The 21,334-nt window shown below is 63.7% G+C and carries 18 protein-coding genes; 10 read left to right on the top strand and 8 right to left on the bottom strand.

Annotated elements, in window-relative coordinates:
• The first annotated feature begins 62 nt into the window (after positions 1-62).
• Positions 63-452 carry a DUF433 domain-containing protein gene (locus I2I01_RS13580; protein ID WP_196287023.1) on the top strand — a complete coding sequence of 130 codons (390 nt, stop codon included), beginning with the start codon at positions 63-65 and terminating at the stop codon, positions 450-452.
• Positions 453-528: 76 nt separating this feature from the next.
• On the top strand, positions 529-963 hold the full coding sequence (locus tag I2I01_RS13575) for a hypothetical protein (RefSeq protein ID WP_196287022.1): 435 nt from the start codon (positions 529-531) through the stop codon (positions 961-963).
• 101 nt (positions 964-1,064) lie between these two features.
• Here I2I01_RS13575 and I2I01_RS13570 read toward each other — a convergent pair whose 3' ends face one another.
• The 4 genes from I2I01_RS13570 to I2I01_RS13555 all read right to left on the bottom strand — a co-directional run bounded on the left by I2I01_RS13570 (position 1,065) and on the right by I2I01_RS13555 (position 7,059).
• The gene (locus tag I2I01_RS13570) at positions 1,065-2,714 is read right to left on the bottom strand and encodes an MFS transporter (RefSeq protein ID WP_196287021.1); all 1,650 of its coding nucleotides are present in this window, start codon (positions 2,712-2,714) and stop codon (positions 1,065-1,067) included.
• A gap of 227 nt (positions 2,715-2,941) precedes the next feature.
• A complete protein-coding gene (locus I2I01_RS13565) occupies positions 2,942-3,976 on the bottom strand; it encodes a LacI family DNA-binding transcriptional regulator (RefSeq protein ID WP_196287020.1) in 1,035 nt (344 codons plus the stop codon).
• 245 nt (positions 3,977-4,221) lie between these two features.
• The gene (locus I2I01_RS13560) at positions 4,222-4,830 is read right to left on the bottom strand and encodes a pentapeptide repeat-containing protein (protein ID WP_196287019.1); all 609 of its coding nucleotides are present in this window, start codon (positions 4,828-4,830) and stop codon (positions 4,222-4,224) included.
• Positions 4,831-4,980: 150 nt separating this feature from the next.
• Positions 4,981-7,059, bottom strand: a complete 2,079-nt coding sequence (locus I2I01_RS13555; RefSeq protein WP_196287018.1) for an ExeM/NucH family extracellular endonuclease — start codon at positions 7,057-7,059, stop codon at positions 4,981-4,983.
• A gap of 201 nt (positions 7,060-7,260) precedes the next feature.
• Here I2I01_RS13555 and I2I01_RS13550 point away from each other — a divergent pair, with 201 nt between their 5' ends.
• The 3 genes from I2I01_RS13550 to I2I01_RS13540 all read left to right on the top strand — a co-directional run bounded on the left by I2I01_RS13550 (position 7,261) and on the right by I2I01_RS13540 (position 9,596).
• Positions 7,261-8,610 carry a Gfo/Idh/MocA family protein gene (locus I2I01_RS13550; RefSeq protein ID WP_196287017.1) on the top strand — a complete coding sequence of 450 codons (1,350 nt, stop codon included), beginning with the start codon at positions 7,261-7,263 and terminating at the stop codon, positions 8,608-8,610.
• A 145-nt stretch (positions 8,611-8,755) separates the two neighbouring features.
• A complete protein-coding gene (locus I2I01_RS13545) occupies positions 8,756-9,175 on the top strand; it encodes a SpoIIAA family protein (protein ID WP_196287016.1) in 420 nt (139 codons plus the stop codon).
• A gap of 70 nt (positions 9,176-9,245) precedes the next feature.
• Entirely contained in the window at positions 9,246-9,596 is a 351-nt protein-coding gene (locus I2I01_RS13540; RefSeq protein ID WP_196287015.1) for a hypothetical protein, read from the top strand.
• A gap of 8 nt (positions 9,597-9,604) precedes the next feature.
• Here the strand turns inward: I2I01_RS13540 and lysA are convergent, their stop codons facing one another.
• On the bottom strand, positions 9,605-10,834 hold the full coding sequence (gene lysA, locus I2I01_RS13535; RefSeq protein ID WP_196287014.1) for a diaminopimelate decarboxylase: 1,230 nt from the start codon (positions 10,832-10,834) through the stop codon (positions 9,605-9,607).
• Positions 10,835-11,028: 194 nt separating this feature from the next.
• On the opposite strand from lysA, the gene I2I01_RS13530 reads away from it, so the two are divergent.
• Complete coding sequence (locus I2I01_RS13530) at positions 11,029-11,550, top strand: DinB family protein (protein ID WP_196287013.1); 522 nt, start codon at positions 11,029-11,031, stop codon at positions 11,548-11,550.
• A 138-nt stretch (positions 11,551-11,688) separates the two neighbouring features.
• On the opposite strand, the gene I2I01_RS13525 is transcribed toward I2I01_RS13530, so the two are convergent.
• On the bottom strand, positions 11,689-12,786 hold the full coding sequence (locus I2I01_RS13525; protein WP_196287012.1) for an NADH:flavin oxidoreductase/NADH oxidase: 1,098 nt from the start codon (positions 12,784-12,786) through the stop codon (positions 11,689-11,691).
• A 99-nt stretch (positions 12,787-12,885) separates the two neighbouring features.
• Here I2I01_RS13525 and I2I01_RS13520 point away from each other — a divergent pair, with 99 nt between their 5' ends.
• From I2I01_RS13520 to I2I01_RS13505, 4 genes are all read left to right on the top strand, one after another.
• Positions 12,886-13,440, top strand: a complete 555-nt coding sequence (locus I2I01_RS13520) for a DUF4833 domain-containing protein (protein ID WP_196287011.1) — start codon at positions 12,886-12,888, stop codon at positions 13,438-13,440.
• Positions 13,441-13,838: 398 nt separating this feature from the next.
• A complete protein-coding gene (locus tag I2I01_RS13515) occupies positions 13,839-15,035 on the top strand; it encodes a pyridoxal phosphate-dependent aminotransferase (protein WP_196287010.1) in 1,197 nt (398 codons plus the stop codon).
• 116 nt (positions 15,036-15,151) lie between these two features.
• The gene (locus I2I01_RS13510) at positions 15,152-15,997 is read left to right on the top strand and encodes a prephenate dehydrogenase (RefSeq protein ID WP_196287009.1); all 846 of its coding nucleotides are present in this window, start codon (positions 15,152-15,154) and stop codon (positions 15,995-15,997) included.
• A 199-nt stretch (positions 15,998-16,196) separates the two neighbouring features.
• Positions 16,197-17,267, top strand: coding sequence for a chorismate mutase (locus tag I2I01_RS13505; protein WP_211537950.1), 1,071 nt, complete (start codon positions 16,197-16,199; stop codon positions 17,265-17,267).
• 129 nt (positions 17,268-17,396) lie between these two features.
• On the opposite strand, the gene I2I01_RS13500 is transcribed toward I2I01_RS13505, so the two are convergent.
• Positions 17,397-17,627: a PID-CTERM protein-sorting domain-containing protein gene (locus tag I2I01_RS13500; RefSeq protein ID WP_211537949.1), complete on the bottom strand. Its 231-nt coding sequence runs from the start codon at positions 17,625-17,627 to the stop codon at positions 17,397-17,399.
• A 96-nt stretch (positions 17,628-17,723) separates the two neighbouring features.
• Positions 17,724-21,278, bottom strand: coding sequence for an endo-1,4-beta-xylanase (locus tag I2I01_RS13495; RefSeq protein ID WP_196287007.1), 3,555 nt, complete (start codon positions 21,276-21,278; stop codon positions 17,724-17,726).
• Positions 21,279-21,334: the final 56 nt, after the last annotated feature.

Genomic DNA, 21,334 nt, shown 5'->3' with positions numbered 1-21,334 from the left:
AAAACCTGTCCGGCGTAGCCTTAGCATTTGCCGGGCTGCGGCAAATGCGTAGTTTTGAAGGAATGAAGTTCCCGGTCTCTCCCCGCATCACCATCCATCCGGCCATTTGTGATGGCCAGCCCACTGTGCGCGGTCTGCGCTACCCCGTGTGGCAGGTGCTGGAATGGTTGGCGGAAGGCACCCCGGAAGCCGAAATCCTCGCGCAGCACCCGGAGCTGGAAGCCGCCGACCTGCGCGCCTGCCTGGCGTTCGCCGCCGAGCGGCTGAAGCCGCTGCAACGCGCCACGCAAGGGCCCGAAGACAAGGAATCGGAGGAGTGGATGCTGAACCGGCAAAGCCAGTGGCTGGCCGAGCAGGAGTTTCTGAAGCAACTGTGGGAGCGCAGCCCCTCGCCGGCCCGGGCTAGCATCAGCGCGCCGCATTCCGGCCAGCCGCAGAGCCCCCGCAAATAGCCGCAAAGCTGGAATAGATGCGTAGATTTGAGTGCCAGGCTGGCCGCCCCTGACGGGCGTCGGCTGGCCTTCTGCTATGTATCAGGAACTTGCTTCCACGGCTTTTCTGCAGGTTGTTTACCGGCCCGATTCGTGCCTGCTCATCGGCCGCTGGCTGTGCTCCATCACCGAAGAGCAGCTGCACGAGGGCTACGAAACCATGCGCCTCGCGGCCCGGGAGCACAAGTGCCGCCACTGGCTGATGGACGCCCGCCGCCGCACCGACCGCCGCCGCAACGGCCCCGAGTGGGTGGTGACCAGGTTTCTGCCCCAGGTGCAGCAGGAGATGGGGGGCAAGCTCTACGTGGCCTTTCTGGTGCTGCCCAACCACCTAATCGAAATTGAGGCCGACCCCAGTGTGCCTGAAAAGCCACCCGGCGCCTCGGCACCCTTCCAGTACGCCCGCTTCATCGACGAAGGCGCCGCCAACACCTGGCTGGAGCAGAAGCGACGCGGGAAAGCGCGGGAGTAAAATGGGTATGCGGGCTGCCGGCTTTTCGCCGGCTGTCCGCTCGTCGTTGGGGCGAAATCGTTTGGCCGACGAGCGGACAGCCGGCAGCCCGCCCCTAATTCTCACCGCTGGCTTTCCTGCGTTTGCATGGGGGTGGCTACCTCCACGTTGGAGGCATTGGGGAAAGCCAGGAAATGCGTGACGCGTGGCCGCTCCGGGCCGCTGTGCAAGCTCAGCAGCTGTGCCTCCACCACCTGGTCTTCTACCGTGAAGCGGTGGTGCTGGCGCTGGTGCTCGCCCCAGGTGGCCACGTAGTAGAACTCGGTGAGGCGCGTGGGGTGGGCCACATCAGCAAACATGCCGGCGCGAAGGGCTCCGTCGCGCAGGCGCAGGCGCCGGAGCTGCTCGGCCGCGGCGCGGAAAGCGGGCCAATTGGCCGGCTCCACGTGGTATTCAATCATGACCACCACGGGGCCGTCGTCGGGGTCAATGGCGCCTTCGGTTTCGGGGTCGGGCCAGTGCTCGGCGGGCGTCAGGTTGAGGCCCTCGGCCGGGCGCATGGGAAAAGGCAGGGCCAGCACGGTGCTCGCCAGCATCCAGCCGGCGGCAATCAGCAGGGACGTTTCGAGGCTGAGGCGGTCAGCCAGCTCGCCCCAGGCCAGGCTACCCAGCGACATGCCGGCCTGAAACACCAGCATGTACACGCTGATGACGCGCGCCTGCACCCAGCGCGGCACGTTGAGCTGCACGGTGGTGCTGAAACTGGTCATCACCATCAGCCAGGCAATGCCGGAAAGGAACATCACGCCGTAGAGCAGGTAGATATTGTCGATGAGCGCCAGGGCCACGTTGGTGCCCGCAAACGCCAGCACGCCCAGCAGCACCCGCTGGTTGAAGCTCAGCCGCGAGCCCGCCCGTCCCATCAGGAAAGCACCCGTGACGGCCCCCGCGCCCAGCCACGACAGCATCACGCCGTAGTGTCCCGAACTCAGATGCAGGCGCCGGGCAATGACCACCGACACCAATGCCCACATGGCCGTGGCCCCAAACGAAAACGCGAACGTGCGCACCAGCACCCCGTAAATGGCCGGCGAGTACTGCACGTAGCGCAGCCCGGCCCGCAGCGCGCCCACGAAGTTTTCGGCAGGCCCGCTGGCCACGTCCGGCTCGCGCTTCCAGAAATACACCACCGCCCAGGTGCCCAGAAACGACAGTCCATTGAGCACAAACACCCAGCCGGCCGAGTAGTACGCAATGATGACCCCGCCAATGGCCGGCCCGATGGCCCGCGCAATGTTGTTGCTCACGCCATTGAGGGTGATGGCAAACGGCAGCACCGGCCGCGGCACCAGTTCCGTAGTCACGGCCTGCCAGATGGGCGAGTTCAGGGCCGCGCCCATGCCCAGCAAGAAGGTAAACCCCAGCACGCCCAGCGCTGACACGTTGCCCGAGAGTGTGAGCACCCCCAGAATAGTCGCCACCACCGCCATAAAGCCCTGCGTGAACAGCAGCAGCCGGCGGCGGTCTACCAAATCGGCCATGGCCCCGGCCGGCATGCTCAGCAGAAAGGCGGGCAAGCTGGTGGCGGCCTGCATCATGGCCACCAGCAGGGCCGAGGTGGTGAGGGTGGTGACGAGCCACACGCCGGCCACGTTCTGCATCCAGGTGCCCACGTTGCTTACCAGCCCCGCAATCCAAATAGCCCGGAAAATGGCAATGGTGAACGGCGTGAGCAGCGTGGCCTTAGGGGCCGGGGCGGTGGTGGGCGTCATCGAAAAGTAGTAGGAATCCGCTTGTGTAACAGGCAAGCGGGCGGAATGGCTTCCTACGGCTTTTGAGTGGAGCGGGGTTAATAGAACTTCACACAACAGAACGTCATGCCGAGCGCAGCCGAGGCATCTCGCGTGTGGTAGTGAACCCTAACGATTGGATTACTTCGGCACGCGAGATGCCTCGGCTGCGCTCGGCATGACGTTCTGTTGACTCAATATCTCCCCGACTACCGCTTCTGCGACGACTCGCGCACCAGTAGCTTGGGCTTAAGCACGATGGGCTTGGGCGGCGTCTGGCGGTTGGGGCCGCCTTTGAGCATCTTTTGCAGCAACTGCACCGCGGTTTTGCCCATTTGCTCGCAACGCTGGTCCACGCTGCTGAGCATGGGCTCGGTGAGCAGTGTGAACATCTCGTTGCTGAAGCCTACCACGGCCACGTCGCGTGGCACGCGCAGGCGCGCACTCTTCACCGCCTGAATGGCGCCGATGGCCGCCAGGTCGTTGCTCGAAAACACCCCATCAGGGCGCTTGGGCAGCTTCAGCAGCTGGCGCATGGCCTGGGTACCGCCCTTCTGGTTCATCTCGCAGAACACAATCAACTCCTCGTCGATGGGCAGGCCGTGGGCCGTGAGGGCGTCGCGGTAGCCCTGGTGGCGGTTTTTGTGGATGTTGAGGTGCAGCGGGCCGCTGAAGTGGGCAATGCGCGTGCAGCCTTGCTCGATGAGGTGCGTCACCACCTGGTAGGCGCCCTGGTAGTCGTCAATCATCACGGCGCTCACGTTGCTGCCGCTAAAGTCTTCCACTACGCGGTCGAAAAACACCAGCGGAATGTTCTGCTGGCGCACGGCCTCGAAGTGGCCGAAGCTCTGCGTGGTGTTGGCCAGCGACACCAGGATGCCTTCCACCTGCGAGTTCATCAGCAGGTCGATGTTTTTCTGCTCCTGGCGGGCGTCTTCGTTGCTCTGGCAAATCATCACGTTGTAGCCCAGCTTGGTAGCCTCGGTGGCGATGCCGTGCACCACTTGTGGGAAAAAATGGCCCGTGATGTGGGGCACCAGCACGCCCAGCGTGTTGCTGCGGCCGCGGCGCAGGGCGGCGGCCAGCTGGTTGGGCTGGTAATGCATTTCTTCGGCCAGCTGGCGCACGCGGGCCTTGGTGGCTTCGCTCACGTCGTCGTGGTCGCTCAGGGCCCGCGAAATAGTAGAAGGAGAAAGTCCCAGCACTTTGGCCAGGTCAGTGATAGAGGCGCGACGATGGGCCATCTGTGAGTTGTAGCGAGGTGAAAAAATACCCGCGCCGGGGCCAGGGGCAATGTTTATGCCCCCCGACGCCAAGCCCTAATCGGGCCGGCACGCGGTGCTGACAAGTTACCGAAAGCAGACCGGTAGTACGGCTATCGAGCTACCGCTTTCGGGCATAGATGGGAATTCAGCCGCAATCTACTAGCCGCAAACGAAACCGGAAGTTGCCCCGCGCATTTTTGTCCTTGCTTTCGGGCTGCACCGCGTTATTCTACCACCAGTCCGAACTTGGCTACCACGCCCAGCAAACCGTGCAAGGTGAACTTCGCCCCCTGCAGCGGGTTGGTTTCGGGGTCGATGACGAAGCCGGTGGCGGTGGTAAAATCAGCACCCGGCAGGCGGGTGTTCTGAAACACGGCGCCGGCCAGATTGCAGTCCTGAAATACTGCCTGGCTCAGGTCGGCGTCGGCAAAATCGGCTTCTTCTAAGTGGCAGCCCACGAAGCGGGTGCCCGGCATGGTGCGCCCGGCAAACGAGGCATAGCGCAGCTGGCACTGGTCGAAGTGCACGCTGAAAAGCATGTCGCGGCAAGCCGTGAACTGTAGGCCCAACAGCTTGCACTCCTCAAACGCCACGTTTTGCAAGGCCGTGCCCGCCAGCTTGGCTGCCGCCAGGTTGCAGCGCTCAAACCGGCACTCGCTGAAGCGCAGCCGGCTCAAGTCGGCCCCGCCAAAGTCGCAATTGATGAAGTGGTATTCGTCGAACTCCGTATGGCCCAGCAAGTGCCGGGCATCCCAGCCGGTGACGATGTTTTCCTCGGGGAATCGGTCGGGTTTGCGCAGGGCAGGGGCGGGCTTGCGGCGGGGAGGTTTCATGATTGTAAAGCGTACCGCAAAGAACGTCATGCTGAGCGCAGCCGAAGCATCTCTATCGCGCAAGTAATTCTCTCGATTGAATTAGTATTGCGGTAGAGATGCTTCGGCTGCGCTCAGCATGACGTTCTGTTTGTTCGCAGAAGAAGAAACCTACTCCTTCACCACCCGCTGCACCTCGCTCAGCCCCTCACCGCGCAGGCGCACCAGGTACGCGCCCGGTGCCAGCGCAACTGTGTGGCGCGCCAGTTCAGCCTGCAACTCAACTGCCGTGCCGCGCAAGGCCAGCACCGGCTGCCCAAGTTCCGAAAGCACTTCCAGCGTCAGAGGTTTCCCATCAGCATTAATGATGCGGATGTTGAACGCGCCGGGGGCGGGATTCGGGAATACTTGCAGGCGCGTGGTGGCTTTTGCGGCCGTGGCGGCCGTCACGGTGCTGCGGAAATTCAGCCCCACGAGCACGGGGTCGTGGTCGGAGGAGCGGAAGGGGCTGGTGATGTCGGTGGCCGCGCCGGCCACGTCGTATTCCAGAAACTCGGGCTCGGCGGCGTTAATGTGCCACTTTTCCACGGCGGCGTGGCCCACTAGGTTGGGCGTCAGCACGGCGTGGTCGAGGCTGCCACTGAGGCCGTTGAAGAGGTAGGAGGCGCTGGCGGCCGGGCTGCCCAACACGAAGCCCGCGGCCCGCAGGATGTCCATGGGGTCTTCTTCGTAATTGGCGTTGTAGTCGCCCACGCTCACCACGTAGCGGGTGCCGGCAGGCTTCACCACGTTGTTGATGAACTGCACCAGCGCCGTGGCCTGGCCTTTGCGGCGCAGGTTGGAGCCGCCCTGGCCGTCGCCCTGGTCGGCGTTGAGGCCGGTGCCGCTGGCCTTGCTCTTGAAGTGGTTCACCACGATGGCAAACGTGTCGCGGGCGGCCGTCGGGCGGTTGGTGGTGAAAAGCTGGGCGATGGGCGGACGCTCGAACACGCCCGTCACGGTGCTCAGCAGGAAGTTGCCGTAGGGCGTCACCACGGCTGGTTTGTAGATGATGGCGCAGTGAATCAGGTCCGTGTTGTTGGGCTGGGAGTAGAGGCCGCCGTCGTTAATGAAGGCGTAGGTGCCCGCGCCCTGGGCCTGGTTCAAACCATCCACCAGGTCCTGAATGGCCGAAATCGGGCGGGTGCCGTCGTTCTCAATTTCCATCAGGCCAAACACGTCGGCGTTCATCTGGGTGAGGGCGGCCAAAATCTTGCTGCGCTGGCGCTGAAAATCGGCCAGCGTGGCGGCCCCGCGCGAGGTAGGAAAGCCGCCTCCCGCGCCGTCGCCATTAAAAAAGTTGAGCACGTTCATGCTGGCCAGCTTCACGTCGATGTTGCTGAAGGTGGGCACCGCGGGGCGCACCGTGATAACCTGCGGCGCGTCGGCCCCGGCCAGCGGCTGAATGCGCCAAGCGCTGCCGCCATAGCCCATGATGCCGCGCAGGCTGGCAATGGTGCTGCCCACGCGCACCGTGCCGAGGGTGGCGTCGAGGTAGGGGGTGGGCTGTGGGTTCACGGCGGCGCGGCCGTCGTCGAGCAGCAAGGACTTGGCCACGTTGGCGGCCTGGTAGGCGTTCACGGCGGGCACGTTGCTGGTGCCACTGCTACTGGTGCCGCTGGCCGGGTCGTCGTTGGGGTCGATTATTTGGGTGGGTTGGTACACCAAGCCGCGCACCGAAATGTCCAGCTCGCCCCGCGATTTCAGCGTGGACAAATCCGATACCGTGACCGGGGCCAAAAATTGCACCCGCATGCCTTCGTAGCGCTCAGCGTCAGTGCTCGAAAACGTGGCGTTGTCGAGCATGGTGAAGGCTGGGAGCGGGCTGCTGGCCGCCAGCACCGTGATGCTGGGGCTGGTGAGCACGGCCTGGTTGAACGAGGGTGTGCTGGCAATTTCCTGCACGGCGCCCGTAATGCGGACCTTATTGCCCACGACCACGGTGGGGTTGGTTTGCACCACAAAAAGGGCGTCGGAAGTGGCGGGGTCGCCGTCGGCCCCGGCCGCGTCGTTTTGCACATAGAAGCCCGCCGGACTCAGGCCAGGGTAAACAGCCGTCACTACCGCCTCGATGGTATAGGTGCCCGCCGTGGCCAGCGCGCCGCTGGTTTGGATGGTGCCAATGGGCGTCACCGTTTGGGCCTGAACGGTGCCGGCCGCCAGCAGCGTGCCAAAACCAAGGAGAAAAGAGCGGGCGAAAACCTTCGTCATAGAATCGAAAATCGAAATAATCCCAATGCGGGGCTATAAATGTACTGGGGAATTGGCGGTTGGGAACGGAACGGGAAACGGCTGGGCGCTCCAGTACCGGGTAAGCTCAACCGCAACGGTGCGGCCGGCAACTTGCAGGCGGTTCGGGCACGTAAGCAAAGCCGTTCATTCCTTAGTTCCACTTTTCCAATCCGTTTCCGCATGCTCCAGGAAAATCCCTACGTGCCCGCCGTGGCCGAAACGACGCCGGACGACGCCGGCTGCGACACCTCGCGCCGGCAGTTCATCAACCACGCCGGGCGCGGCTTGCTGGCCGTGGGCGTGGCCGGCGCTCTGCCCGTGGCCGCGGCCAAAGCCGCCAAAGCGCCCGACGCCACCCCGCCGCCCGCCACCGGCCCGCTCGACATCAAGCTGCCGCCCCTCGAAGCACCCACCGACCCCAAAGGCGCCGAGCCCTTCAACCCCGACGCGCCCGAGCGCCGCGTGGGCTACGCCCTGGTGGGCCTGGGCCACCTCACGCTCAATGAAATCCTGCCCGCTTTCGGCCAGTGCAAGCACGCCAAGCCGGTAGCCCTGGTGAGCGGCGACCCTGAGAAGATGCGCAAAGTGGCCCAGCAGTACGGCATTAAGCCCAGCAGCTGCTACTCCTACCAGACCTACGACCAGCTCAAGGACAACCCCGAAGTAGAGGTGATTTACATCGTTCTGCCCAACTCCATGCACCACGAATTCACCATTCGCGGGGCCAAGGCCGGCAAGCACATTCTCTGCGAAAAGCCCATGGCCAACAGCGCTAAGGAGTGCGAGGAGATGATTGCGGCCTGCAAAAAAGCCGGCAAAAAGCTCATGATTGCCTACCGCATTCAGTACGAGCCGCTCAACCGCATGGTGCAGAAAGCGGTGCGCGACAAGACCTACGGCCGCACCAAGATGATTCAGATGATGAACACGCAGAACCAAGCCCACGACCAGCAGTGGCGCCACAAAAAGGCCCTGGCCGGCGGCGGCTCCCTGCCCGACGTGGGCCTGTACTGCCTCAACACCACGCGCTTCCTGCTGGGCGAGGAACCCACCGAGGTTTCGGCCCAGATATACACCACGCCGGGCGACGACCGATTTAAGGAAATTGAAGAAAACGTGAGCTTTACGCTGCGCTTCCCCAGCGGCGTCATCTCGCAGTGCATGACGGGCTACGGCTCCTTCAACAACAAGAGCTACACGGTGTATGCCGAAACCGGCAGCATCGAGATGGACCCCGCCTTTCCCTACCACGGGCTGCGGCAGGAGCGTACCCACGCCCCCGGCGGCAAGCAAATGAAAGAGGTGCCCAACGACCCGCAGAAAGACCAATTTGCTCTTGAAATGGACCACATGGCCGAATGCGTGCGCCAAAACAAAACGCCCTACACCCCCGGCGAAGAAGGCCTGCAGGACCAGCGCATCATGGAAGCTATCTATCAGTCGGCCCGCGAAAACAAGCCCGTGAAACTGCCCGCCGTGAGTAAGCTCGATGCCTTCCGGGGCGAGGCGCCCAAGGATGAGGAAGCCTAAGCCGCGGCGGTTTCGTCGGCCATAATAGACGCTTTAACAAAAAGATGAGCCGACAAATAACCTCGACCGGGGTTTTCCGGTTGAAGCCCACAGCCGCTCGCGCCGATGCGTGGGCGGCTGTTTTTTGTTTGCTTCGATGGTGTTAATGGCTGCTGCTACCCGTACCCTTTATTTTGAAAACAGCCACGGGCGCATCTGGGAAGAGCCCGCTGGCTACGTGCGCCTCGAGTACAAGGCCGGCCCGCGCGAGACCGTGCAGTTTCGGGCCCTGCTCACGCACGCGGCCCAGGCCATGAGCCGCCACCGCTGGAACGGCATGCTGGTCGACCAGCGCAACATGGCGCCCTTTAGCACTACCGAGCAGGACTGGATGACCAGCAAGTGGCTACCCCGCGCCGTGAACGAGCACGGCTACCGCCGCGGCGCCGTGCTGGTGGCCCATAACGTATTTGCCCGCCTGGCCATGAACCAATTTGTGATGGCCTCGCGCGGCCTCTCGCACACCTACCGCACGTTTGAGGACGAAGCCGAGGCCTTGGCGTGGCTGACCGGCCCGGGGGCATAGCATGCCAATGCTGGGCAGTTCTGAAAGCCTACGCGTAGGTAGCTTTGAACCTTATCCTTTCTTTCGACTGATGCGCAAAATTCTCGGCTTCTTCGCCCTGCTGCTGCTTGCCTCAAGCTCCGCTTTTGCCCAGGCGCCGGCTGCTTCCACTCGCAGCGCCGCTTTGCAATATGAACACTGCATTTTGGTGGCAAGCAGCCGGGATTATGACCAGGTTGAGCTAAACTATGGGCAGCACGGCAAAGGGGGCTCCAGCGATGCGGCGATGATGCGAACCGACCAGGAGGTCCGCAAGCTGCGTTCGGCCGTGGCCGCCCTAAACTACCTCAGCACCTTAGGGTGGGAGTGCATCGGCGTTAGCACCATCCCATCCAACACTATTACCGACCAAACGGGCTACCTGCTGCGCCGCGCCAAATAACGCGTTGCCTACCCGACCTTTTCCTCGGCCACGGCGTCTACCTGCCCGGCTAGCAGGTCCTCAAACGTCTGGCGCTTACGAATGAGGCGCAGCTCGCCGCTTTCCGTCAGCAGCACTTCGGCCGGGCGGGTGCGCGAGTTGAAGCTACTGCTCATCTCGAAGCCGTAGGCGCCGGCGTTGTGGAAGGCCAGCAGGTCGTTTTCGTGGATTTCGGGCAGCAGCCGGTCCCAGGCAAAGGTGTCCGTCTCGCAAATGTTGCCCACCACGGTATAGAGCCGCTCGGCGCCCTTGGGGTTGGTCAGGTTGCTGATGTGGTGGTAGCTGTCGTAGAACATGGGCCGGATGAGGTGGTTGAAGCCCGAGTTCACGCCCGCAAACACGGTGGCCGTGGTTTGCTTCACCACCGCCACGTTCACCAGCAGGTAGCCGCTTTCGCTCACCAGGTACTTGCCCGGCTCAAACCAGCACTCCAGCTCGCGGCCGTATTCTTTCTCAAAGGACTTGAAGGCCTTGGCCACCTGCTCGCCCAGCGAGTTCACATCGGTTTCGGGGTCGCCGGGCTTGTAGGGCACCTTGAAGCCCGAGCCCAAGTCCAGAAATTCCAGGTCGGGGAAGCGCGTGGCCGCGTCGAACAGGATTTCCAGGGCGCGCATGAACACGCCCACGTCCTTAATTTCGGAGCCGGTGTGCATGTGCAGGCCGCGCACGTGCAGGCCGGTGCCCTTCACCACGCGCTCGAGGTGGCGCATCTGGTGAATGCTGATGCCGAATTTGGAGTCGATGTGGCCGGTTTGAATCTTGTAGTTGCCGCCGGCCTCAATGTGCGGGTTCAGGCGCACGCACACCGGGTAGGAGCCGCCAAACGTGGCCCCAAACCGCTCCAGCAGCGAGATATTATCAATGTTGAGGTTGACGCCCAGGTTCTTGGCTTCCACCAACTCCTCGAACGTCACGCTGTTGGGCGTGAACAAAATATCATCGGGCGCGAAGCCCACGTGCAAACCCAGCCGCACCTCGTTGATGCTCACGCAGTCGAGCCCCGAGCCCAGGCTGTGGATGTGGCGCAGAATGGCCACGTTGCTCAACGCCTTGCAGGCGTAGAAAAAGCGCGTTTTGTGCCCCGCAAAAGCCGTCGTCAGCTTCTGGTATTGGCGCGTAATAGTAGCGGCGTTATAAACGTATAGCGGGGTGCCGAACTGGTCGGCAGCGGCGCGCAGCGCCTCGGTAATATCAGACATAATCACAAAAGTACGGCCTAAAGAGGGTCGTTACATGGGCTGTTCCCACCCAATGAACGTCATGCAGAGCGCAGCGAAGCATCTTTACCGCAATAGTAAATGATTGCGTTGCGCGGTAGAGATGCTTCGCTGCGCTCTGCATGACGTTCTTTCTTGCCGCTTAATTCCCCTATAGCATCCTCACCTCATTCTCTATGTCATCTCCCGCACCCCTCGAAATTTGGCTGCGCGGCCCTATAGCCGGCGTGCCGCCGCTGCTCCAGCCCGTAGCCCATGCCCTGCTGCAGGCCCGCGACGAAGTGCGCACTGCCATGCAGGATTTCCCACCTGAATTGGTGAACGAGCGGCCCGGCGGCGTGGCCTCCGTAGGCTTTCACCTCCAGCACCTCGCGGGCGTGCTCGACCGCCTGCTCACCTACGCCCGCCAGGAAACCCTGACGGAGGCCCAGTTCGCCGCTTTCAATGCCGAAGTACCGCCCCTAGCTATCAGCCATGACACGGTTGAGAAACTAGTGCAGGAGTTCAGCAGCACGGTGGAGAAGGCCCTCGCGCAACTGCGCGCCACCGACGAAGCCACCCTCACCGAAGTGCGTGGCGTGGGACGGGCGCAAGTGCCGTCCACGCACCTGGGGCTGCTGTTTCACGCGGCCGAACACACCATGCGCCACCTAGGGCAATTGCTGGTAACGGCCCAGTGGGTGCGAAGTCTGGCTTAATGAAATCGCTCGTCATCCTGAGCGCAGCGAAGGACCTTGTCACGTTCGAATGATTAACTGTTCCAACGTAATAAGGTCCTTCGCTGCGCTCAGGATGACAAACGTTTCCAACCATTCATCATATTCAGCAACGCGCCCTTACCGTGGCCCCGCTGCTACTTCTTTGTGCACGCGCGGCTTGGCGCGCTCATACTGGGCCGGCCAGGGCACTTCCACGCCCAAGTCCTGCGCAGCGAAGAGCGGGAAGTAAGGCTCGCGCAAAAACTCGCGGGCCAGCAGCACCAGGTCGGCCTGGCCGTTGGCCAGGATGGCTTCGGCCTCGACGGGGCTGGTGATGAGGCCTACCGCGCCCGTGCGGATGCCCGCTTCGGCCTTGATGCGCTCGGCAAACTGCACCTGGTAGCCGGGGCCCACGGGAATGGGGGCCTTGGGTACGTTGCCGCCGGTGGAGCAGTCAATCAAATCCACGCCGCGCGTTTTGAGCATGGCCGCCAGCTGCACGGCCTCGTCGGCGTTCCAGCCGCCCTCGGTCCAGTCGGTGGCCGAGATACGGACGATGAGCGGCAGGTTTTCGGGCCACACCTCGCGGGTGGCAGCCACCACTTCCAGCAGCAGCCGAATGCGGTTTTCAAAGCTGCCGCCGTAGGCGTCGGTGCGGTGGTTGCTCAGCGGCGACAGAAACTGGTGCAGCAGGTAGCCGTGGGCCCCATGCAGCTCAATCACCTGAAAACCGGCTTCCAGGCAGCGCTGGGCGGCGGCGCGGAAGTCGTCAATGACTTTCTGGATGCCGGCCACGTCGAGCGCCTGCGGCTGCGGGTAGTTGGGGGCAAAGGCTTCATTGCCGGGGCCTACCACGGGCCAGCCGCCTTCGGTTTCGGGCACGGCGCCCTCGCCGCGCCAGGGGGCGTAGGTGCTGGCCTTGCGGCCGGCATGGGCCAACTGCACGCCCGGCACGCTGCCCTGCGCCGCGATGAAATCGTTGCTGCGGCGCAGCATGGGCACCTGCTCGTCGTTCCAGATGCCCAGGTCTTCGGGGCTGATGCGGCCCTCGGGCGACACAGCCGTGGCTTCCTGGATGATGAGGGCCGCGCCGCCCACGGCTCGGCTGCCCAGGTGCACCAGGTGCCAGTCGTTGGCGAAACCGTCTTTGGCGCTGTACTGGCACATGGGCGACACGACAATGCGGTTTTTGAGCGTGATGCCGCGCAGGGCCAGGGGTTCAAATAGCTTAATCATAAAGGGTAAAAGTGAAGTCAGAAAGCAAGCTCTCTTAACCGGGTTTGGGCTTGTGAGGTTATAGGCGGGCGCCCCACTGCCGTATTTTTGCCGCCTCCCTTGTATTCCCACGTAAACATGTCGGCCCCGGCCTTTCTGCTGCTTTTCAACCTGCTTTCGGCACTGCTGCCAGCGCAGAAGCCCGCCACTACGTTTCCGGTGCCCAGCGGCGTGCCCAACCAGCTGTTCTACCTGCAGCGCGACCCCAACACCAACACCGTTATCTACCAGCTGAACGTGGACCGCGCCGGCCGCCTCAACGAAGACGAACCCGTGAACGTGTTCTGGATTCGGTACGACGAGCACGGCGAGCGCAAGGACCTGAACTTCATTCAGCGCAAGTTTGCCTACGGTCTCACCGCCGAAAAGCTGGCGGCCGAGAAGTACGAGCTGAAGTTTGCGGCTTACAACAAGGTGCGGTTTTTCCTGCTGCGCTCGCCCGTTGACAAAAGCTTCCACGTCTACACCACCCTTGGCGGCAAGCAGCTTCAATTGGAGCGGGTGTTCCTGCGCATCGAGGGCGGCACGTTCTGGGTGCCGAATGTCAAGTATATCGAGTTCAAGGGCTTAAACACGGCTACCCGCGAGCCGCTGGTGGAGCGCATCACGCTGTAGCGCCGCCTTTCAATTCGCTCCTGGCAAGCACAACTTCATTTGCATTTCTGCCCGCCGTGCCTACCTTGCAGCCGCAAACCACCTCATGATGCTCCAGTCGCGCGCCCTGCTCAGCTATTATTACCTCTACGCCACTGCGTAGAGCGTGCCGCCGTTTGTAGCTAACCCTCAGACTTTTTCAGCGCCGCTCCTTCATTGGGCCGGCGCTTTTTTAATGCCTCATTCCGTCATGTTTTCTACGCCGCAAGTCGCCTCTTATTACGCCTATTACTACTTCTTCCCGAAGAAGCCGGCCCGCTGTTGCCTGAGCTAACCGCTCGCTGCCAACACCACCAGGGCCCCACACGGAGGCCCTTTTTTATTGCCCAAACCCCACGCTCACCTTCCCCGGATTCACCATGCAAGTTTCCGTTGCCAGCCGCCTGGCCCATACCGGCGAGTACTACTTCTCGCGCAAGCTGCGCGAACTGGCGGCCCTAAATGCGGCCGGTGCCAACATCATCAACCTGGGCATCGGCAGCCCCGATTTGCCACCGCACCCTAGCGTGACGGCGGCCCTCGCTGCCAGCGCCGCCCAGCCCGGCGCCCATGGCTACCAGGGCTACCAGGGCACGCCTGCCCTGCGCAGCGCCATGGCTGGGTTCTACCAGCGGCACTACGGCGTGGCGCTCGACCCGACTAGTGAAATTCTGCCGCTGCTGGGCTCGAAAGAAGGCCTGATGCACGTGGCCATGACCTTTCTGGAAGCTGGCGACGCGGTGCTCATCCCCAACCCCGGCTACCCCACCTACCGCGCCGTGGCTGAAATCAGCGGGGCCGAGATGCGCGAATACGACCTCACGGCCGCCACCGGCTGGCTGCCCGATTTGGAGGCCCTGGCCGCCACCGACCTCACGCGGGTGAAGCTGATGCTGGTGAACTACCCGCACATGCCCACCGGCGCCGCAGCCGATTTGGCCTTCCTGACGCGGCTAGTGGCCTTTGCTCGGGCCCACGGCATCCTGCTGGTGCATGACAACCCTTACGGGTTCATTCTGAATGAAACGGCGCCCCTGAGCCTGCTGGCCGTGCCCGGCGCCCACGATGTAGCCTTAGAGCTTAACTCGCTTAGTAAGAGCCACAACTTGGCGGGCTGGCGCGTGGGCATGCTATGCGGCCGCGCCGACCTCATCGCCGCCGTGCTGCGCTTCAAGAGCAACATGGACTCAGGTATGTTTCTGCCGGTGCAGCAGGCAGCGGTAGCCGCGCTGGCGCTGGGCGACGACTGGTTCCAGGAGTTGAATGACACCTACCGCGCCCGCCGCGCACTGGTGCTGGAACTGCTGCAGGCACTAGGCTGCGAGGCGGCGGCCGGCCAGGTGGGCCTGTTCGTGTGGGCCGCTGTGCCGGCCGAATATGCCGACGGCTACGCCCTGAGCGACGCCGTGCTGGCCGAGGCGCGGGTGTTCCTCACACCGGGTGGCATTTTCGGTAGCAATGGCCGCGGTTACGTGCGTGCTAGCCTGTGCCAGCCGGAAAGCGTGCTGCGGGAGGCACTGGCGCGGGTGCAATCGGCTGTAATCCTGAGCGCAGCGAAGGACCTTATCACGTCTTAGCCAACCTAATTGCGCGCGGTAGTTCAGGCTTGATAAGGTCCTTCGCTGCGCTCAGGATGACAGCCGACTGCATCATTCTACCAATCCACCACTCCACCATTCCACAACCCCACCACATGACTGTCACCATCATCGGCCTCGGCCTCATCGGCGGCTCGCTCGCCCTCAGCTTGCGGCAGCACGGCTTGGCGCAGCACCTCATTGGGGTTGAAGCCAATTCATCGCACGCCCATCGCGCCCAGGAGCTGGGCTTGGTTGATGCCATTGAAACCGACCTGACTGCAGCCGTGCGCCGCGCCGACCTGGTGGTGGTGGCTGTGCCGATGGATGCCATGCTTGCGGTGCTGCCCGCTGTGCTCGACGCTGTCGGGCCGCAGCAAGTCGTCATCGACGTGGGCTCCACCAAACGCGCGTTGCTGGCCGCCGTGGCCGAACATCCCCGCCGCAGCCGCTTCGTGGCCGCGCACCCCATGGCCGGCACCGAGTATTCGGGGCCCGATGCGGCAGTGCAAGGCCTGTTCGAGAACAAAACCGTGGTGTTGTGCGACACCGAATGCAGCGACCCGGACGCCGTGCTACTGGTCGAGAGGCTGTTTCGGGAGCTACGTATGCGGCTGCTGCATCTGGATGCGGCGGCCCACGACCTGCACACGGCTTACGTGTCGCACATTTCGCACCTCAGCTCGTTTGCGCTGGCCCTTACGGTGCTGGAAAAGGAGAAGGAGGAGCAGCGCATCTTCGATTTGGCCGGCGGCGGGTTCCAGTCGACGGTGCGGCTGGCCAAGAGCGCGCCGGCCACGTGGGTGCCCATCTTCCGTCAAAACCGCCTGAACGTGCTCGATGTGCTCGACGAGCACCTGCATCAGCTCCAGCACCTGCGGGAGCTGCTGGTGCGGGAAGACTATGACGGGCTGGCGGCGCAGATTCAGCAAGCCAACTACATCCGGAAAATGCTGCCCTGATGAATTGTGAGAACAACTAAACGATAAAAAAAGAACGGTCATGCCGAGCGCAGCAGAGGCATCTCGCGTGTGCCACGCAATTCAATCAGTTCAACGAAGCGAGCGAGATGCCTCGGCTGCGTTCGGCATGACGGTTGAAGCCGACTTCTAACTACTCCAAACAATCAATAGACAAATGAATCAAGCCTCCATCCCCGCCATGAAGTCCGCCTTATTCAACCGCCAGCCCGACGACAAGCCCTTCCTCATCGCCGGACCGTGCTCGGCCGAAACCGAAGAGCAGGTGCTCGAAACCTGCCAGCGCCTGGCCGCCACCGGCAAGGTGCAGGCCCTGCGCGCCGGCATCTGGAAGCCCCGCACCAAGCCTGGCGGCTTTGAGGGCGTGGGCACCCGGGGCCTGCCCTGGCTAAAACGCGCCAGCGAGCTGACCGGCCTGCCCACGGCCGTAGAAGTCGCCACCGCCAAACACGTGGAAGACTGCCTGGCCTTCGGCATCGACATCTTGTGGGTGGGCGCCCGCACCACTGGCAACCCATTTTCGGTACAGGAAATAGCCAGTGCCCTGCGCGGCGTCGACGTGCCGGTACTCGTCAAAAACCCCATTCACCCGGAATTGGAGCTGTGGGTAGGCGCCGTGGAACGCCTGCAAAAAGCCGGCGTGCCGCAAATTGGCCTTATTCACCGTGGCTTCTCCAGCTACGGCAACACCGATTTCCGCAACGCGCCCATGTGGCATCTGCCCATCGAGATGCGTCGCCGGCTGCCTGGTTTGCCGCTACTCTGCGACCCCAGCCACATTTGCGGGCGGCGCGACACGCTGGCCGCCGTGGCCCAGCAAGCCCTTAACTTGGGCTTCGACGGCAACATGCTGGAAAGCCACATCGACCCGGATAATGCCTGGAGCGACGCCAAGCAGCAAATCACCCCCGAGGTACTGCGCGCCCTCATCCAGGACCTGGTGTGGCGCCACGAACCCACCCACGAGCAGGAATTCCTCTCGGCCCTCACCGGCCTGCGCGAGCAAATCAACCAGCTCGACGCTGAAATGATGCAGCTCTTGGGCCGCCGCATGGCGGTAGCGGAGAAAATAGGCCACTACAAAAAGGAAAACGACCTCACCATCCTCCAAACCAACCGCTGGAATGAAGTGCTTGAACGTGCCCAGCGCCAGGGGGCTTCCGTGGGCCTCACGCAAGAATTTGTGGAGCAGTACCTGGCCGCAGTACATTTGGAATCCATCAACCGCCAGAATAAGGTGATGGAAAGCTGAATCAACGGGTACACACACCGGGTGAAACAGTAAGCAAAATGCGTTTTGTGCGCGTTTTATACTTGTAGTATATAAAAAAGCCGCCTTAGCTCATGCAAGGCGGCTTTTTAATGCTGTTTCGGTAGGTAATTAAGCTCTGTATCGTTTGCGCAGGCGCTTCAGACCATAGGCCGCGCCGGCCGCTAGCAGCAGCGAAGCGCCGCCATCGAGCGGCACATCAGTGGGCGTCGTCGGCGTGGTGGGCGTGCCCGGGCCGGGGCCACCGCTGCCGGGCTGCGCCAGCGCCTGTGATACTGCTCCCGTGGCCAGCCACAGCGCGGCGGCTGTTAGCGCCAGGCGCCAGGTGTTGGGGTTTTTCATGTTGAGAAGAATGCAAAAGATGAGGAGAATGCTCACGCCCATGCTGGTAGGAGCCCCCGGCCGTCCACAGCAGCCGGGGGCTTGGGACGGGAGGTATTATTCAATCGTCAGGCGCTTGCTGACGGTGCCGGCGGCCGTTTGCAGGCGCACGGTGTAGATACCCGGGGCCAGGCCGGGCAGCGAAAGCGGGCGGAGCAAGTCGGTGCTGGCGGGCAGGGTTTGGTGCAGCACGGTTTGGCCCAGGGCGTTCAGCAGCGACACGGCCACGGCCTGCGAGCCCAGCGCGGCGGGGAGGCTCAGCGAAACGCTGCCGTGGGCCGGATTGGGGTAGAGGGCCACTTGCTGGCTGAGGGCGGCCGGCGCCGTGGCCAGCACCCGGTTTTGGGTGATGAGCAGCGCGAAGCGGCCGGTGGCGGCCGGGCCAGCTGCCAGGCTCACGGTGTAGCCAGCGGGCTGGCTCAGGTCGAACAAGATGCCAGTTTGGGCGTCGCGCAGGTAGGCATAGCGGCCGGCAGGCAGGTTCAGCAGCTCGGTGGCGCGCAGGGTGTACGCGCCGGCTTGCGGAGCCACCACGCGCAGGGCCACGCTCACGTCGGCAGCGCCCAGGGCCGGCAACGTGTTGATGGACAGAAATTCGGTGGCGCTTATTTCGCTGGCCAGCACAGGCGCGCCGCTGGCGGTCAGCTTGTAGGCATCGGCAGTGGCATCGAAGCCGGCGCTGGCGCCGCTGGCGAAGCTGACAACGGTTTCATCGGCGGGGCCGGTGGCGGCGCGCAGGTCCAGGCGCACCAGCGGGTCGGTGGTGGTGCTGCGCTGGAAGACGGGGCTGGCGTAGGTAGTGGCGCGGGCCGTGTTAGAGAAGTTGATGGCGCCCGGCGTGGCCGCCGAGCTGGTGCGCACAAAGAATCCCTGCGCCACGGGCAGCAGGTTGGCGCCGCCGTTGGTGCTGGCGCCGCCGCGCACGTAGCTGGAGTAGGTGCCGGCGTATTGGCCGCTGGAACGGAACACGTACACGGCCGCATCGAGGCCCGTGGTACTCACGGTTTCCCAGTCGAGCGGGGCAGGATAGGGGTTGCCCAGCAGCTGCCAGCCCGACTCCGGCTGGGCGGTGCGCGTGAGGCCGCTGCGGCTGATGGCGCCGTTGTTCAGCGCGCCCACAAAGTCCACGGTCTGGCTGGCCGGAATGTTCACGGTGTAGCCCTGGCCGGGGTTCAGCGCGTCGCTCAGCGCAGTGGGCGATTCCCAGCCGTAGTCGAACGCGCTGGTGGCGAGGTCGGCCGAGGCGAACAGGCGCGACGGGTTGTAGGCGAACACCGTGGGGAAGGTCGTCACGGTATTACCCTGCGTGTTGTAAGCCGGGTTCACCACCGGCGTGTAGCCGCTGGTTTGCAGGTCGGCCACGGTGCTGCCGCTCACCGGCGGCGCGTAGTGGCGGTAGCCCAGGCCCGGGTTGGCCTGGTCGATGTAGCGCTGCACAGTGGCATTGCCCACCACGGTGCCGTTGGCGTTCACCACCATAGCCGTGCCGGTGGCATCGGAGAGCAGCGTGAAGGTGCGGCCGTTGGTGGTGAGGTTGCCGGCCAGGCTCAGCAGCTGGCGCACGCCGGCGGCGGCGGCCAGGTTGGCTCCGGCCGCGCCCACAGTCAGGTTCTGAAAATTGGAAACGCTGGTGCCGCCGATGGTTTGGGCGGCGGTGCCGGCCAGCACAATGGTGCCGTTGCCGCTGCCGGTCAGCGCACCGCCGTTGTTGGTCAGGTTGCCCGTCAGGGTGAGGGTGCTGCCGGCGGGGGTAGTGAGGGCGGCGCCGCTGCCCGATAGCGTGACGCTGCGAATGGCCTGCGCCCCGCTCACCGTGGGTTGGTTGGCGGCATAGCCGGGGAAGAAGGCGTCGTCCGTGGCCAGGGGCAGGGTATAGGTCGAGTTCCGCGACACCAGGGCGTTGGCGGGGGCGCCGTTGTTGGCTATCCAGTTGCTGGCGGTGCTCCAGGCGCTGCTGGTGTTGCCGGTCCACATGGGGCCGGTGTAGGTGCTGGCCACGTAGTTGCGCAGCCACACCAGGGCCGGGCGCTCCGTGTTGTCGGCGTTGGCCAGGTTGGCGCCCTGGGCGGTGCGCCAGTGGCCCACGCGGTAGCCCCACATGGTGATGCCGCGCACGGCCGGGTTTTCCCAAAACAGCGGAAACACGCGCTGGTAATTGGCGAGCTGGTCGGCATCGGCCAGGCCGTCGAGGTCGAACTCGGTGACGTAGAGCGGCAGGTTGGTGGCGGCCAGCGTGGCCATGTTGGCCTGAATGGACGCCGTGGACGTGGACGCCAGCGAGAACGAGTGCCCCTGAATGCCAATGGCGTCAATCAGCCCGCGGGCCTTCAGCAGGTTGGCGATGGTGACGTAGGTGGCGGCCCGCGCGGGCTCGTTTTCCACGCTGTACTCGTTCAGCATCAGCTTGGCATTTGGGAAATACTGGCGGGCCAGCTGGAAGGAGGTAATCACCCAATCCCAGCCGGTGGTGCCGCTGCCGCCCAGCGCGGCGATGTAGCCGCCGCAGTCGGCCACGCCGGCCCGTACTACCGGGGGCTGGTGCGTGGGCTCGTTCACCACGTCAATAAAATCGATGCGCTTGCCCGCGAAATGGTCGCGCACGGCCGCAAACCACTGGTTGATGGCCGTCAGCTGGTCGGCTTGCGAGAGGCCCACCAGCCAGGTGGGCTGCTGAGTGCCCCAAATGAGCGTGTGAAAGCGGAACGGGCCGCCCGTGGCCACGGCCTGCGCGTAAGCCGCGTCGGCCTCGGTCCAGTTGTAGGTGCCGCGCGTGCCTTCCACGCTGCCCCACTTGCCGCCATTTTCGGGCGTCACGGCGTCCCAGTAGTTGCCGAAGAAGGGCGCCTGGGCCGAACTGTAGGCGCAGCCTAGGTACTTGGGCTTGCCCGTGGCAAAAGGCGCACCGGTGGGCGTGAAGGTGACCGGCGGCGTGCTGGAGCCCTGCGCGCCGGCATCAAGGTTGGCCACTGTGAAATACCGCCCGGTTTCGCCAAACACGAACTTGTCAAAATCAAGCCCATCCTCGCGGGCCCCAATCTGGAAGGTCTGGATGAGGGCGCCGGCCGGCACGGTGAAGTTCACCAGCGCGGCCCCGCCGAATGTGTACTTTGAAAGGTTAATCCATTTCCACACGCCGGTGCCGGCCGCGCCGCCGCCGTCCACTACCTGGGTGGCGCCGGTGTAGCCGATGTTGAAAAGGTTGTTGCAGTTCACCCAATCCGAGGCTGTGGTCACGCCCTTGGCCCCGAAGCTGTTGCCGTAAAAAAAGCTGTCGTCGTTGGCTCCGTTGGCCCCCACGCGGATGCGGGCGTACAAATCGTAGGTGCCCGCTCCGGGGAAGGTCACGGTGTAGCTCAGCACCCGGTTGGCGTTGCCCGGAAAGCTTCCGCCGCCGGTGATGGACGTCACATCAGTAAGCGAGGTGGCATACGTGACGGCGGGAGTGCCCGTGGTGCGGAAGGCCCAGTCGCCCTGTGCCGCGCCCGCAATAGCCCCGCCGGCCGAGGTGCCGCTTTCGGCTTGGAAAGGCACGGGCGCATTCTGCGCCGAAAGGGTGAGGTGGCCGCTCAGGGCAACTGCCAGCGTGAGAAAAACGCGTTGAAGTTTCTTCATAGGAAGGACGGGGGTTGGTGGGAATTGTAGAAAAGAAATCGGCTGCTTTTGCCGCG

The sequence above is a fragment of the Hymenobacter properus genome (assembly GCF_015694735.1).
Lineage (GTDB): Bacteria > Bacteroidota > Bacteroidia > Cytophagales > Hymenobacteraceae > Hymenobacter > Hymenobacter properus.
This window is presented reverse-complemented; position numbering and strand designations above follow the sequence as displayed.